This window comes from Mycobacterium palustre, assembly GCF_002101785.1.
In the GTDB taxonomy this organism is placed as follows: Bacteria; Actinomycetota; Actinomycetes; order Mycobacteriales; family Mycobacteriaceae; genus Mycobacterium; species Mycobacterium palustre.
The window spans coordinates 73,777-86,242 of record NZ_LQPJ01000097.1; the positions used below are offsets into that span (position 1 = coordinate 73,777).

Here is a 12,466-nt window from a genome sequence, read left to right on the forward strand (position 1 = left end):
GCGTCAGTTGGCGATGTCGAAGCCCGCGTTGACCTTGATCGGCCGCACCCGCACCACCAGCTCGCCGGGAACGGCGTTGCGGCGGCCGAACTCCTCGGCTCGGTCGGCGCCCATGTATCGGGCACCGGTGCGCGTCGCGAACTCCAGCACCTCGTCGGGATCCTCGCTCCACGCCGCCACACCCTGCACTTGCACGAACGAATACGGCGGATGCGGATCGTCGACGCAGATCACCACCCGCGGATCGCGCTTCAGCGCACGGCCTTTCGACGTGTCGCGGCCGGTGGTGAAGACCAGGTGCCCCCCGTCTTGCTCCATGTCGACGACGAACCACACCGGCGCGACCAGCGGCCGGCCGTCGGCGGCGACGTAGCCGAGCATTGCCGTGCGGGTGCCCGCCGAGAGGAAGTCGACGACGCGTTGCGAAAGGTCGGCCATGGACTACAGCCTGGCCAGGTCGTAGTCGCCGATGTGGTCGATCAGGACCTGCAGGTGATCCTGCGAGGAGCCCAGCGTGTGCTCGATCGCGGTGAGCCGGGCGGCGTAGTGGCCGACCGGGTATTCGGCGGTCATGCCGATGCCGCCGTGCAGCTGGATGGCCTCCTGCGCGATGTGCCGCCCGGAGCGGCCGATCTGAAGCTTGGCCCGCGCGGCGATCACCGGGTCGAGGTTGCCGTCGGCGATCGACATCGCGGCGTAAAAGCTCATGCTGCGGGCCAGTTCGAGCGACACGTACATGTCTGCGGCGCGCTGGGTGAGCGCCTGAAACTTGCTAAGCGTGACGCCGAATTGCTTGCGGGTCTTGAGGTATTCGGTGGTCAGCCGCAGCGCCTCCTCCATGGCGCCGACCGCCTCGCAGCACAGGGCCGACTGGATGCGGATGATCGCGTCGCGGATGGCCGGCGCCGCGTCTTGGACATCGGACGCGTCGCCGAGGGGTTCGGCGGGGGCCGAGTCGAGGACGATCTGGGCGCCGCGCTGCCCGTCGAACGTGGGATACGGGTGCCTGGTCACGGCCGCCGCGTCGACCAGGAACAACCCGGTGCCGCCGTCCGGCAGTGCGGCGCTGACCACCAGCGTGTCGGCGCAGTCGCCGGCCAGGACCGGGTTCTTGGTTCCGCTCAGCGTCCACGAATCACCTTGCCGCGCAGCATGAGTGGTGACGGTCTCGGTGGGGCGTCGGTGACCGCTCTCGAGGTGGGCGAACGCCAGCAGCTTTTGACCGGCGGCGACCTCGTCGAGCAGTTGCCTTTGCGCGTCGCTGCCGCGCTCGGCGATCAGTGCCCCGGGCGCCAGGGCGGCGTGCACCACCGGCTCGGGCGCCAGCCGCCGCCCGATCTCGGTCAGCACCACCATGATCTCGATCTGGCCCGACTCTTCCGGCTCGAACCCGAGGCTCAGGATCCCGGTGTCGGCGAGCTGGCTCCAGACCTCGCGGCTCCAGCCGAGCTCGCTCTCGATGATCTTGTTGCGGCTCTCCGGGTCGTAGCTGCGTGACAGCAGGTCGCGGGTGGTGTCGCGGAGCAGGGTCTGCTCGTCGCTCAGCTGAAAGTCCATGGCTGCCTCACAATCCCAAAATGGTGGACGCGATGATGTTGCGCTGCACTTCGTTGCTGCCGCCGTAGATCGACGTCTTGCGGTAGTTGAGGTAGCGCGGCGCGCTCGACTGCGCCCAGGCCGGTGAGGCGATGTCGTCACCGTCGGCCGGCAGCGCGTCCGGTCCGGCGACTTCGACGAGCAGCTCGGTGGCGATCTGCTGCAACTGGCTGCCGCGCATCTTGAGCACCGACGAGGCGGGGTTGGGCTTGCCGTTCGCGGAGTCCGTCGTCACCCGAGACTGCGTGAGTTCCAGTGCCAGCACCTCGTTTTCGGCCTCGGCCAGGCGGGCGGCGAACAGCGGGTCGTCGAGCAAACCGGTTTCTTTGGCGTGCCTTTTCACCTCGCCCAGGCGCACCTTGGTGCGGCCCACCCCGGCGATGCCGGTGCGCTCGTTGCCCAGCAGGAACTTCGCGTATGTCCAACCCTGATTCTCTTCTCCCACAAGCTGGTTGGCGGGCACCCGAACGTCTTCGAAGAACACCTCATTGACTTCACGGCCACCGTCGATCAGCTTGATCGGGCGCAACGTGATGCCGGGCGTGGACATGTCGATGAGCAGGAACGAGATGCCGGCCTGGCGCTTGGGCGCCTGTGGGTCGGTGCGCACCAGACAGAAGATCCAGTCCGCGTATTGACCCAGGGTCGTCCACGTCTTCTGCCCGTTGACGACGTAGCTGTCGCCGTCGCGCACGGCGGTGGTGCGCAGCGAAGCCAGGTCGGAGCCCGCTTCGGGCTCGGAAAAGCCCTGGCACCACCAGATGTCGATGTTGGCCGTCGGCGGCAGGAAGCGCTCTTTGATTTCCTGGGAGCCGAATTCGGCGATGACCGGGCCGACCATCTTGACATTGAAGTTCAGCGGCTCGGGGACGCAGGCCAGCTGCATCTCGTCGGCCCAGATCTGAAACTGCGTGGGTGTCCAGTCTTTGCCGCCCCATTCGACCGGCCAGTTGGGCACGGCCAGCCCGTGCTCGTTGAGGATCTTGTGGCTGGTGACGATGAGCTCCTTGGTCACCGGCGCGCCCTGGCGGACCGCCTCGCGCAGCTCCTCGGGGATCTGGGTGGTGTAAAAGGTGCGCAGTTCGTCGCGGAACGCGGCTTCCTCGGGTGTGAGCGCCAATTGCATGGCAGCCTCCTGTCGTCTGGGGACGAAGCCGGCGGCGGGTCTTTTCCCGATCGTTGGCCCTTCCTCCATCTTGGCCCATCGCCCGCTGTGCTTATGCACAGCGGTGGGTTAATGCACAGGCGGTCGGCGCGCGCCGGGCAAGCGACCCCGTTGTGGCGGTGCGCGCGCCTACGGTCGGCGCATGCGAACAGAACTTCCCGCCGAGCGGCTGCAGCGGCGACTCGGCGCCGACCCGGACGGCGAACCTGTGGCCGAGCCCACCGAGTCGCAGGACGACCCGGACGAGGACCCGAACTCGCTGTTGCCGCGGTGGGTTCCGGATGCTTCCCAGGGACGGGGCTGGGCGGCCAGGGTGCGCGCCGACCCCGGCCGCGCGGGCGCCATCGCGCTCGCGGTCGTCGCAGCGCTCGCGGTGCTAATCACGGTTTTCACCTTGGTGCGCGACAAGCCCGCCCCGGTGATGTCGGCCAAGCTGCCACCCGTGGAGAAGGCCGGCACGGCCGGCCCACGGTCGTCGGCGAGCCCGAGCGCCGGGCCGCCGGCCGGCGCCCAAGCGGTGGTGGTCAGCGTGGTGGGGCTGGTGCGCACCCCGGGGCTGGTCACCCTGCCGCCCGGGGCGCGCGTCGCCGACGCGCTGCAGGCCGCCGGCGGGCCGGTGAACGGGGCGGACACCATCGGTTTGAACATGGCCCGCCCGCTCGGCGACGGCGAGCAGATCGTCGTCGGGCTGGCGCCGATATCCGGGCAACCCGCCGCGCTCGGCAGCTCGGTGGCCTCCGGTTCGGCACCGGCCTCCAAGCCGCCGGGCCCGGCCGGGCCGACCTCCGGATCGGTGAAACCCAAGCCCGGCGAGGCGGTCGACCTTAATACCGCGACCGTCGAGCAGCTGGACGCCCTGCCCGGTGTGGGACCAGTCACCGCCGCCGCGATCGTGGCGTGGCGGCAGGCCCACGGCAAGTTCACCAGCGTCGACCAGCTCGCCGACGTGGACGGCATCGGCCCGGCGCGGCTGGACAAACTGCGGCCGCTGGTCCGTGTCTGACACCGGTGCAGCCCGGCTTCGCCGAATCGGCCCGCGTGGACCTGCGGCTGGTGCCCGCGGCCCTCGCCGCGTGGGCGGTGAGTGCCGCCGGGATCTGCTGGCCGGTGGGGCGGGCGGTGGCGTGCTGCTGCCTGGCGCTGGCCGCCGCCGGCGTCGTGGCGCACCGCGCGGCGCGCCGAAGCGCGATCGGCGCCGGGTTGGTGGCGGTCGGCGTGGTGGGCGCCGGTTTCGGTTTCGCGATCGCGCTGCGCGCCGACGCGGTCGCGCGCCACCCGATCACCGCGGTGTTCGGAACGGCCGCACCGGTGACCGTCACCCCCTCCGAGAGCCCGCTGTCCCTGGCGGCGGAAGGCTGAAGTTTCGTGCCACCCTGCAGCGCCTGCGCGCCGACGCGATGTCGGGTCGGGTCGTGGTGTTCGCCCGGGCGTCGGACTTCGGCGGGGTGATGGTGGGTCAGCCGGTCCGGTTCACCGCGCGCATCGCCCGGCCCACCCGCCATGACCTGACCATCGCCGTGCTCAACGCGTCCGGCCGGCCGACGATGGGCACCGCGAGCGCGATGCAGCGCGCCGCCCACCTGGTGCGCGGCCGGTTCGCCGCGGCCGCCCGCGAAACTCTGCCCGCCGACCAAGCCGCGATGCTGCCCGCCCTGGTACTCGGCGACACGTCGGCGGTCACCGCCCAGACCGGCCGCGACTTTCGCGCGGCGGGCATGACGCACTTGACCGCGGTCTCGGGCGCCAACGTCACGATCGTGTGCGGGGCGGTGCTGTTCTCGGCCCGGTTGATCGGCCCGCGGGCGGCCGTCGTGCTCGCCGCCGTGGCCCTGGCCGCGTTCGTCGTCGTCGTGCAGCCGACGGCGAGCGTGCTGCGCGCGGCCGTCATGGGCGTCATCGCGTTGGCGGCGATGTTGTCTTCGCGTCGGCGCCAAGCGATTCCGGCCCTGTCGGCCACGGTGCTGATCCTGCTGGCGGTCGCGCCGCACCTGGCCGTCGACGTCGGCTTCGCGCTGTCGGTGCTGGCGACGGCCGCGCTGGTCCTCGTCGCGCCGGCCTGGTCGCGGCGCCTGCTCGGCCGCGGTTGGCCCAAGCCGCTGGCCGACGCGCTCGCGGTGGCGTGGGCGGCACACGTGGTGACTGCCCCGCTGGTCGCCGGCATCTCGGGCCGCGTCAGCCTGGTGGCCGCGGGCGCCAACCTCGCGGCCGCCCCGGTGATCGCCCCGATCACGGTGCTGGGCAGCGCGGCGGCCGCGCTGTGCGTGCCGTGGCCCGCCGCGGCGCAGCTGTTGATCCGCTTCACCGGGCCGGAGCTGTGGTGGGTCCTGAACGTCGCCAAGTCGGCGGCCGGTGTGCCCGCGGCGACGCTGTCCGTCCCGGCCGGCGTGCCCGGCGTGCTGCTGGTCGCCGCCGCCACGGTGCTGGCGCTCGCGCTGGCCCGGCTGCTCTGGCCGCGTCGGTGGTTCCGGGCGGCGACCGGACTGGTCGCGGCGGTAGTGGTGATGTGCGCGGTCGCCTGGACCCTGTCCGGTCCCGTGGCGGTCGCAAGCGCGGCGTAGCCGGGCGCGGCGGGCCGCCACCATCGGCCCCGTCGGTCGCAAGCGCGGCGTAGCCGGGCGCGGCGGGCCGCCACCATCGGACCCGTCGGTGCCGCGTGACACCATCGTGGGGTGAGCGAGCTGGCGCCCTTGCACCTGGTCCTGGGGGACGAGGAATTGTTGGTCGAGCGGGCCGTGGCCGAGGTGCTACGGTTGGCGCGCGAGCGTGCGGGCACCCAAGACGTGCCGGTAAGCCGCATGCGGGCCGGCGACGTCAGCACCTACGAACTCGCCGAGCTGCTGAGCCCGTCGCTGTTCGCCGACGAACGCATCGTCGTGCTGGAGGCCGCGGCCGAGGCCGGTAAGGAGGCGGCCGGCATCATCGCCGCGGCGGCCGCCGACATCCCGGTGGGCACGGTCCTGGTCGTGGTGCACTCGGGCGGGGGACGGGCCAAGGCGCTGGCCGGCGAGCTGCAGTCGCTGGGCGCCGAGCTGCATCCGTGCGCGCGGATCACCAAGCCCAGCGAGCGGATCGACTTCATTCGCAAGGAGTTTCGCGCGCTGGGTGTCAAGGCCGACGAGGACACGGTGTCCGCCCTGCTGGATGCGGTCGGCTCCGACGTGCGCGAGCTGGCCGCCGCGTGCTCGCAGCTGGTCGCCGACACCGGCGGCGTCGTCGACGCCGCCGCGGTCCGGCGCTACCACAGCGGCCGGGCCGAGGTGAAGGGCTTCGACATCGCCGACAAGGCCGTCACGGGAGACGTCGCGGGGGCGACCGAGGCGCTGCGCTGGGCGATGATGCGCGGGGAGCCGCTGGTGGTGCTGGCCGATGCGCTGGCCGAGGCCGTGCACACGATCGGGCGGGTGGGTCCGCTGTCCGGCGACCCGTATCGCCTGGCGGCGCAGCTGGGAATGCCGCCCTGGCGGGTGCAGAAGGCGCAAAAACAGGCCCGGCGCTGGTCGCGGGAGAGGGTGGCGACGGCGATGAAGGTGGTGGCGGCGCTCAACGCCAACGTCAAGGGGGCGGTCGCCGACCCGGACTACGCGCTGGAGTCGGCGGTCCGGCAGGTCGCCGAGCTGGTCGCTGACCGCGGCCGCTAACGGGTCACATCAAAAGCGCCGGCGGGTCTCAGAGCTTGTTGAGCGCGCGGGCCAGCGCCGACTTCTTGTTCGCGGCCTGGTTCTTGTGGATCACGCCTTTGCTGGCCGCCTTGTCCAGTTTGCGGTTCGTCGACACCAGCAACTCCGTGGCCTTTTCCTTGTCCCCGGCGTGGGCGGCCTCCCGGAAGGCGCGCACGGCCGTGCGAAGCGACGACTTCACCGCCTTGTTGCGCAGGCGGGCGCGCTCGTTAGTGCGGTTGCGCTTCTGCTGCGACTTGATGTTGGCCACGCGTCATTTCCTTCTTCGAATCGATGGTTCCGGAGTCTGCTTCAGGGGCGGCCCCACACCCAATATGCGACTGCCCAGGTTAGCAGTCGGTTACGTTTTCTCCCAAAACGGGAACTTGTGGCCTGCCGGAACGCCGACGTGAGGAACCATCTTTAACGTGAGTCTCGCCAGCCACCTTGAGGAAACCAGGCGTCGGTCGCGCGGCGGTGCGGGCCGTTCGGACGCCCGCTCCGAGCGCATCTTCGCCGGCTACAACGCGTCGGACTCCTACGCCGATGCCTATTCGAAGGCGTTCGACGAGATGTTCGACGCCCAGGGCAATGTCCGGGGTCCCTACAAGGGCATCTATGCCGAGCTGGCGCCCGCGGACGCCGCGGACCTCAAGGCCCGCGCCGAGGCGCTGGGCCGCGCCTTCATCGACCAGGGCATCACGTTTTCGCTGTCGGGCCAGGAACGGCCGTTCCCGCTCGACCTGGTGCCCCGGGTGATCTCGGCCGCCGAGTGGAGCCGGCTCGAGCGCGGCATCAGGCAGCGGGTCAAGGCCCTCGAGATGTATCTCGACGACATCTACGGCGACCAGGACATCCTCAACGACGGCATCATCCCGCGCCGCCTGATCACCTCCTGCGAGCATTTCCACCGCCAGGCCTTCGGCATCGTGCCTCCCAACGGCGTGCGCATCCACGTCGCCGGCATCGACCTGATCCGCGACGACAAGGGCAACTTCCGGGTCCTCGAGGATAACCTGCGCTCGCCGTCGGGGGTGTCGTACGTGATGGAGAACCGGCGCACCATGGCGCAGGTCTTCCCGAACCTGTTCGCCACCCACCGGGTTCGCGCGGTCGACGACTACGCCTCGCACCTGCTGCGGGCGCTGCGCAACTCCGCGGCCACCAACGAGGCCGATCCGACCGTCGTCGTCCTGACGCCCGGCGTGGCGAACTCGGCCTACTTCGAGCACTCGCTGCTGGCCCGCCAGATGGGCGTCGAGCTGGTCGAGGGCCGCGACCTGTTCTGCCGCGACAGCCAGGTCTACATGCGCACCACCGAGGGCGAACGCCAGGTCGACGTGATCTACCGGCGCATCGACGACGCCTTCTTGGATCCGCTGCAGTTCCGGGCCGACTCGGTGTTGGGGGTGGCCGGGCTGGTCAACGCGGCCCGCGCAGGCAACGTCGTGATCTCCAGCGCGATCGGCAACGGCGTGGGCGACGACAAGCTGGTCTACACCTATGTGCCGACGATGATCGAGTACTACCTGGGCGAGAAGCCGCTGCTGGCCAACGTCGAGACGTACCGGTGTTGGCTGGACGACGAACGCGAAGAGGTGCTGGACCGCATCGACGAGCTGGTCCTCAAGCCGGTCGAAGGGTCCGGCGGCTACGGCATCGTGTTCGGGCCGGAGGCCTCGGACAAGGAGCTGGCCGCCGTCGCCAAGAAGATCCGCGACGACCCGCGCAGCTGGATCGCCCAGCCGATGATGGAACTGTCGACCGTGCCGACGCAGGTCGGGAGCACGCTGGCGCCGCGCTACGTCGACCTGCGGCCGTTCGCGGTCAACGACGGCGACGACGTATGGGTGCTGCCCGGCGGGTTGACCCGGGTGGCCCTGGTCGAGGGCTCGCGGGTGGTCAACTCCAGCCAGGGCGGCGGCTCGAAGGACACCTGGGTGCTCGCCCCGCGGGCCGCGGCCAACGCCCGGGAGCTCGGCGCGGCCGAGGTGGTGCGTTCGCTGCCCACCATCCCCGACCCGGTGCTCGACGGTGCGCCGCGGCTACCGCAGCAGCAACCCCAGCCCACCGAGGCGCCCGACGAACAGCCCCAGCAGCAGCAACAGCAGAGGATGCGCTGATGCTGGCCCGCAACGCCGAAGCGCTCTATTGGATCGGTCGCTACGTCGAGCGCGCCGACGACACCGCGCGAATCCTGGACGTCGCGCTGCACCAGTTGCTCGAGGACTCCAGCGTCGACCCGGACCAGGCGTCCCGGCTGCTGCTGCGGGTGCTGGGCATCGACCCACCCGCCCACGACCTGGACGTCTGGTCTTTGACCGACCTGGTGGCCTTCAGCACCAACGCGTCGGGCGGCTGCTCGATCGTGGACGCCATCACGGCGGCGCGGGAAAACGCGAAGTCGGCCCGGGAGGTGACCTCCAGCGAGATCTGGGAATGCCTCAACACCACCTACCACGCCCTGGCCGAACGGGAGCGGGCCGCCAAACGTCTAGGGCCGCACGAGTTTCTGTCGTTCATCGAGGGCCGGGCGGCGATGTTCGCCGGGCTGGCCGACTCGACGCTGTCGCGCGACGACGGCTACCGCTTCATGCTGCTGGGCCGCGCGATCGAGCGGGTCGACATGACGGTGCGGCTGCTGCTGTCGCGGGTGGGCGACAGCGCGTCGTCGCCGGCCTGGGTGACACTGCTGCGTTCGGCCGGTGCGCACGACACCTACCTGCGCACCTACCGCGGCGTGCTGGACGCCGGCCGGGTGGTCGAATTCATGTTGCTGGACCGGCTGTTTCCGCGTTCGGTGTTCTACTCGCTGCGGCTGGCCGAACACAATCTCGACGAGCTGCTGCACAATCGGCAGAGCCGCATCGGTGCCACCGCCGAGGCGCAACGATTGCTCGGTCAGGCGCGCAGCGAACTGGAATTCGTGCAGCCCGGCGTGCTGCTCGAGTCGCTGGAGACCCGCCTGGCGGCCTTGCAGCGAACCTGCCGTGAGGTCGGAGAAGCGTTGGCGGTGCAGTACTTTCACGTCACCCCGTGGGTGGCGTGGTCGGACGCGGGCGCCCGGCTGGTCGCCTGGCAGGGCGAAGCCTGATGTGGCGGCTGCGGGTGGTGCACACCACCGGGTACGCCTACCAATCGCCGGTCACCGCCTCCTACAACGAGGCCCGGCTCACCCCGCGCTCGGACACCAGGCAAAACGTCATCCTCAATCGGGTGGAGACCATCCCGGCCACGCGGTCCTACCGTTACGTCGACTATTGGGGCACCGCCGTCACGGCGTTCGACCTGCACGCGCCGCACACCGACCTGACGGTGACGTCGTCGTCGGTCGTCGAGACCGAGCGGCCCGAGCCGCCGGCGGCGGAAATCGGCTGGGGCGACCTGCGTTCCGAGGCCGTGATCGATCGCTTCGACGAATTGCTCCGCCCCACCGCCCACACCCCGACCAGCAAACGCGTTGCGTCCGTGGCCAAGAGGATCGCCAAGACGCATGGCCCCGTCGAAGCCGTCGCCGCGGCGGCCGGCTGGGTGCGTGGCGAGCTGGACTACCTGCCGGGCACCACCGGGGTGCACTCGTCGGGCCTGGACGCCCTCAACGAGGGCAAGGGGGTCTGCCAGGACTTCGCGCATCTGTCGCTGATTCTGTTGCGCTGCATGGGGATTCCCGCGCGCTACGTGTCCGGATACCTGCATCCCAAACGCGACGCCGCCGTCGGGGACACCGTGGACGGGCGCAGCCACGCCTGGTTTCAGGCCTGGACCGGCGCCTGGTGGGATTACGACCCCACCAACGACACCGAGATCACCGAGCAGTACGTCAGCGTGGCCGCCGGCCGGGACTACACCGACGTCTCGCCGCTCAAGGGCATCTACTCGGGCGAGGGCGCGACCGACCTCGACGTCATCGTCGAGGTCACCCGGCTCGCCTAGCGGCCGCCGCGCCGTAGCATAGTGCTACGATCTGTAGCAACCTGCTACAAGAGGGAGGGCGCGGTGGCGGAAACGCTCGATCGGGTCACGCGCGTGGCGGCCGACCTGCTGGACAGCGCGGCAGCTGAGGGCGCGCGCCAAAGCCGCTCGGCCAAGCAGCAACTCGACCATTGGGCACGGGTCGGGCGGGCGGTGTCCAGCCAGCACACCGCCTCACGGCGCCGGGTGGAGGGGGCGCTGGCCGGTCAGTTGGCGACCAGCGAGCTCACGGTCGAGGAGGGAGTGGTCTTCAACGCCGAGATTTCCGCGGCCCTCGAGGAACGTCTGGCCCGCGCCGACTACGGAGCCGCATTGGCGGGGCAGGGGATCACCACGGTCGCCCTCAACGAGGCCGGCGACATCGTCGAGCATCGGCCCGACGGGACCGCGGTGGTGCTTGGCGCCAAGCATTGATCGCCGCGCGGCTCGCTCGGCGGGCCCCCGAAGACGATGCGTCGCCTTGACCTGGTGGTCGGGCCCAACGGCGCGGGGAAGTCGACGTTCATCGTTTTCGATCTGGCGCCGTTGCTGCCCGGAAGTGTCGTGGTCAACGCGGACGAGATCGCTCGCCATCGCTGGCCGCAGGATCCGGCGTCGCACGCATACGACGCGGCTCGGGCCGCCGCCGACACCCGCGCGAGGCTCATCGAGCTCGGCCGAAACTTCATCGCGGAGACGGTGTTCTCGCACCCGTCGAAACTAGATCTCGTTCGCACCGCGCAGGCTGGGGGATTCACCGTCGTCCTGCACGCGTTGGTCGTCCCGGAAGAGCTTGCGGTGGAACGGGTCCGGCACCGGGCGCGGGCCGGCGGCCACGACGTCCCAGAAACCAAAATTCGGGAGCGGCATCGGCGCTTGTGGCCGCTCGTTGCCGAAGCCGTCGCCCGATCCGACATCGCCACCGTCTACGACGGAGCCCGGTCGCGCGGCCCCCGCATCGTCGCCCAATTGAGCGGCGGAGAGGTCGTGGGCGTGCCGGATTGGCCGGCCTGGACCCCCGAAATCCTTCGTTCGCGCTGGCCTGCGGTCGATTGACCGGCGTGCCAACGAGATTGGGCTACCGCGGGTTGACCTCGACGCGGTGCAGGTCGTCGCCCAGTTCGACGCGGCCGCCGAACTTCGACGCGGCCAGCGCCCGCCACTGTTCCTCCTGGCCGGGCACCAGCGCCGGGACGTAGTGGGTCATCACCAGGGTGCCCACGCCGGCGCGGGCCGCTGTGTCCGCCGCCTCCTCCACCGACGAGTGGTAGTCGCAGATGTCCTGCAGCCGCTGTTGGGGAATGTTGCCGACGATGTCCTTGCGGATGACGGTGTGCACCAGCGCGTCGGCGCCGGCCGCCAGCGCGTCGAGGCCGGCGCAGGGCACCGTGTCGCCGGCCAGCACGACCGACGTCGCCTCGGATTCGATGCGGAACCCGATGGTCGGCGCCACCGGCCGGTGATCGGTCGGGGCTACCCGGATCGAGATCCCGTCGCGGTCCCACACCGGCCCCTCGGTGTGTTCGTGCACCTCGACCGCCGGCGGCGCGTTCAGGTCGGCGTGGTGGGCGATCCGGTAGCCGATGTCGTGGCCGAACGCCTTTAGCGTCGCCTCGACCGTCTCGGCGGTGCCGGGCGGGCCGATGATCGGCAGCGGCGCCGGATCGGGCGCGAACGTGCTGATCCAGCGGGTGATGATCAGGTCGCCGAGGTCGCCGATGTGGTCGCTGTGCAGGTGGGTGAGCAGCAGCGCCGACAGCCCGGCCGCACCGACCCCCACCGCGGCCGCGCGTTGCAGCACCCCGCGTCCGCAGTCCACCAGGAACGCCTGCCCGCCGGTGCGCACCAGGGTGGCCGGCCCGGCGCGGTTCGGGTCCGGGATGGGGCTTCCGGTTCCCAGCAGGGTGATCTCGATCATGGCCCCATCCTGGCAAGCCGGCGCGGCGCACCGGGGCGTTTCACCAATACGCCGCGGTTTGTTCACCGCGTGCGCGGGTATGGGGGTCGTGGTTGCCGCTAGCTGTACCCGGCCATAACGTTGGTTACAGGCGGCTGATGGGTGGTAGGCCGCTGAGTGCGCTGTGGCGGCGTTGAGTGT

12 protein-coding genes and 1 pseudogene are annotated in these 12,466 nt (G+C 70.6%); 8 read left to right on the forward strand and 5 right to left on the reverse strand.

Features of this window, described 5'->3' with window-relative positions; genetic code table 11:
• Nucleotides 1-3: 3 nt before the first annotated feature.
• From AWC19_RS11530 to AWC19_RS11540, 3 genes are read right to left on the reverse strand one after another with little or no spacing between them, the layout of a single operon-like run.
• Entirely contained in the window at nt 4-438 is a 435-nt protein-coding gene (locus AWC19_RS11530; RefSeq protein ID WP_085078236.1) for a PPOX class F420-dependent oxidoreductase, read from the reverse strand.
• A 3-nt stretch (nt 439-441) separates the two neighbouring features.
• Nucleotides 442-1,557 carry an acyl-CoA dehydrogenase family protein gene (locus tag AWC19_RS11535; protein ID WP_085078237.1) on the reverse strand — a complete coding sequence of 372 codons (1,116 nt, stop codon included), beginning with the start codon at nt 1,555-1,557 and terminating at the stop codon, nt 442-444.
• A 7-nt stretch (nt 1,558-1,564) separates the two neighbouring features.
• Nucleotides 1,565-2,722, reverse strand: coding sequence for an acyl-CoA dehydrogenase family protein (locus tag AWC19_RS11540; protein ID WP_085078238.1), 1,158 nt, complete (start codon nt 2,720-2,722; stop codon nt 1,565-1,567).
• Nucleotides 2,723-2,903: 181 nt separating this feature from the next.
• Between AWC19_RS11540 and AWC19_RS11545 the strand changes: the two genes are divergently transcribed.
• The 3 genes and pseudogenes from AWC19_RS11545 (at nt 2,904) to holA (ending at nt 6,399) form a co-directional block, all read left to right on the forward strand.
• The gene (locus AWC19_RS11545) at nt 2,904-3,764 is read left to right on the forward strand and encodes a ComEA family DNA-binding protein (protein ID WP_085078239.1); all 861 of its coding nucleotides are present in this window, start codon (nt 2,904-2,906) and stop codon (nt 3,762-3,764) included.
• A 41-nt stretch (nt 3,765-3,805) separates the two neighbouring features.
• Nucleotides 3,806-5,319: pseudogene (locus AWC19_RS11550) on the forward strand (ComEC/Rec2 family competence protein).
• A gap of 129 nt (nt 5,320-5,448) precedes the next feature.
• Entirely contained in the window at nt 5,449-6,399 is a 951-nt protein-coding gene (gene holA / locus AWC19_RS11555; protein WP_142281122.1) for a DNA polymerase III subunit delta, read from the forward strand.
• Nucleotides 6,400-6,427: 28 nt separating this feature from the next.
• On the opposite strand, the gene rpsT is transcribed toward holA, so the two are convergent.
• Nucleotides 6,428-6,688 (reverse strand): 30S ribosomal protein S20, encoded by a 261-nt coding sequence (gene rpsT, locus AWC19_RS11560; RefSeq protein WP_085078241.1) that lies wholly within the window; start codon nt 6,686-6,688, stop codon nt 6,428-6,430.
• Between the two features lie 148 nt (nt 6,689-6,836).
• Here rpsT and AWC19_RS11565 point away from each other — a divergent pair, with 148 nt between their 5' ends.
• From AWC19_RS11565 to AWC19_RS11585, 5 genes are all read left to right on the forward strand, one after another.
• Nucleotides 6,837-8,540 (forward strand): circularly permuted type 2 ATP-grasp protein, encoded by a 1,704-nt coding sequence (locus AWC19_RS11565; protein WP_142281120.1) that lies wholly within the window; start codon nt 6,837-6,839, stop codon nt 8,538-8,540.
• A complete protein-coding gene (locus tag AWC19_RS11570) occupies nt 8,540-9,511 on the forward strand; it encodes an alpha-E domain-containing protein (protein ID WP_085078243.1) in 972 nt (323 codons plus the stop codon). The genes AWC19_RS11565 and AWC19_RS11570 overlap by 1 nt, the downstream gene beginning before the upstream one ends.
• Entirely contained in the window at nt 9,511-10,350 is an 840-nt protein-coding gene (locus AWC19_RS11575) for a transglutaminase family protein (RefSeq protein ID WP_085078244.1), read from the forward strand. Before AWC19_RS11570 ends, AWC19_RS11575 begins: the two co-directional genes overlap by 1 nt.
• Nucleotides 10,351-10,413: 63 nt before the next feature.
• Entirely contained in the window at nt 10,414-10,803 is a 390-nt protein-coding gene (locus AWC19_RS11580; protein WP_085078245.1) for a TA system antitoxin ParD family protein, read from the forward strand.
• Between the two features lie 36 nt (nt 10,804-10,839).
• Nucleotides 10,840-11,424, forward strand: coding sequence for an ATPase (locus AWC19_RS11585; protein ID WP_085078246.1), 585 nt, complete (start codon nt 10,840-10,842; stop codon nt 11,422-11,424).
• Nucleotides 11,425-11,446: 22 nt separating this feature from the next.
• On the opposite strand, the gene AWC19_RS11590 is transcribed toward AWC19_RS11585, so the two are convergent.
• On the reverse strand, nt 11,447-12,286 hold the full coding sequence (locus AWC19_RS11590) for a ribonuclease Z (RefSeq protein ID WP_085078247.1): 840 nt from the start codon (nt 12,284-12,286) through the stop codon (nt 11,447-11,449).
• Nucleotides 12,287-12,466: the final 180 nt, after the last annotated feature.

Bases quoted from the DNA above. Each gene is read 5' to 3' on its own strand.
- AWC19_RS11530 (WP_085078236.1), bottom strand. From the start codon at position 438: ATGGCCGACCTTTCGCAACGCGTCGTCGACTTCCTCTCGGCGGGCACC.
- AWC19_RS11535 (WP_085078237.1), bottom strand. From the start codon at position 1,557: ATGGACTTTCAGCTGAGCGACGAGCAGACCCTGCTCCGCGACACCACC.
- AWC19_RS11540 (WP_085078238.1), bottom strand. From the start codon at position 2,722: ATGCAATTGGCGCTCACACCCGAGGAAGCCGCGTTCCGCGACGAACTG.
- AWC19_RS11545 (WP_085078239.1), top strand. From the start codon at position 2,904: ATGCGAACAGAACTTCCCGCCGAGCGGCTGCAGCGGCGACTCGGCGCC.
- AWC19_RS11570 (WP_085078243.1), top strand. From the start codon at position 8,540: ATGCTGGCCCGCAACGCCGAAGCGCTCTATTGGATCGGTCGCTACGTC.
- AWC19_RS11575 (WP_085078244.1), top strand. From the start codon at position 9,511: ATGTGGCGGCTGCGGGTGGTGCACACCACCGGGTACGCCTACCAATCG.
- AWC19_RS11585 (WP_085078246.1), top strand. From the start codon at position 10,840: ATGCGTCGCCTTGACCTGGTGGTCGGGCCCAACGGCGCGGGGAAGTCG.
- AWC19_RS11590 (WP_085078247.1), bottom strand. From the start codon at position 12,286: ATGATCGAGATCACCCTGCTGGGAACCGGAAGCCCCATCCCGGACCCG.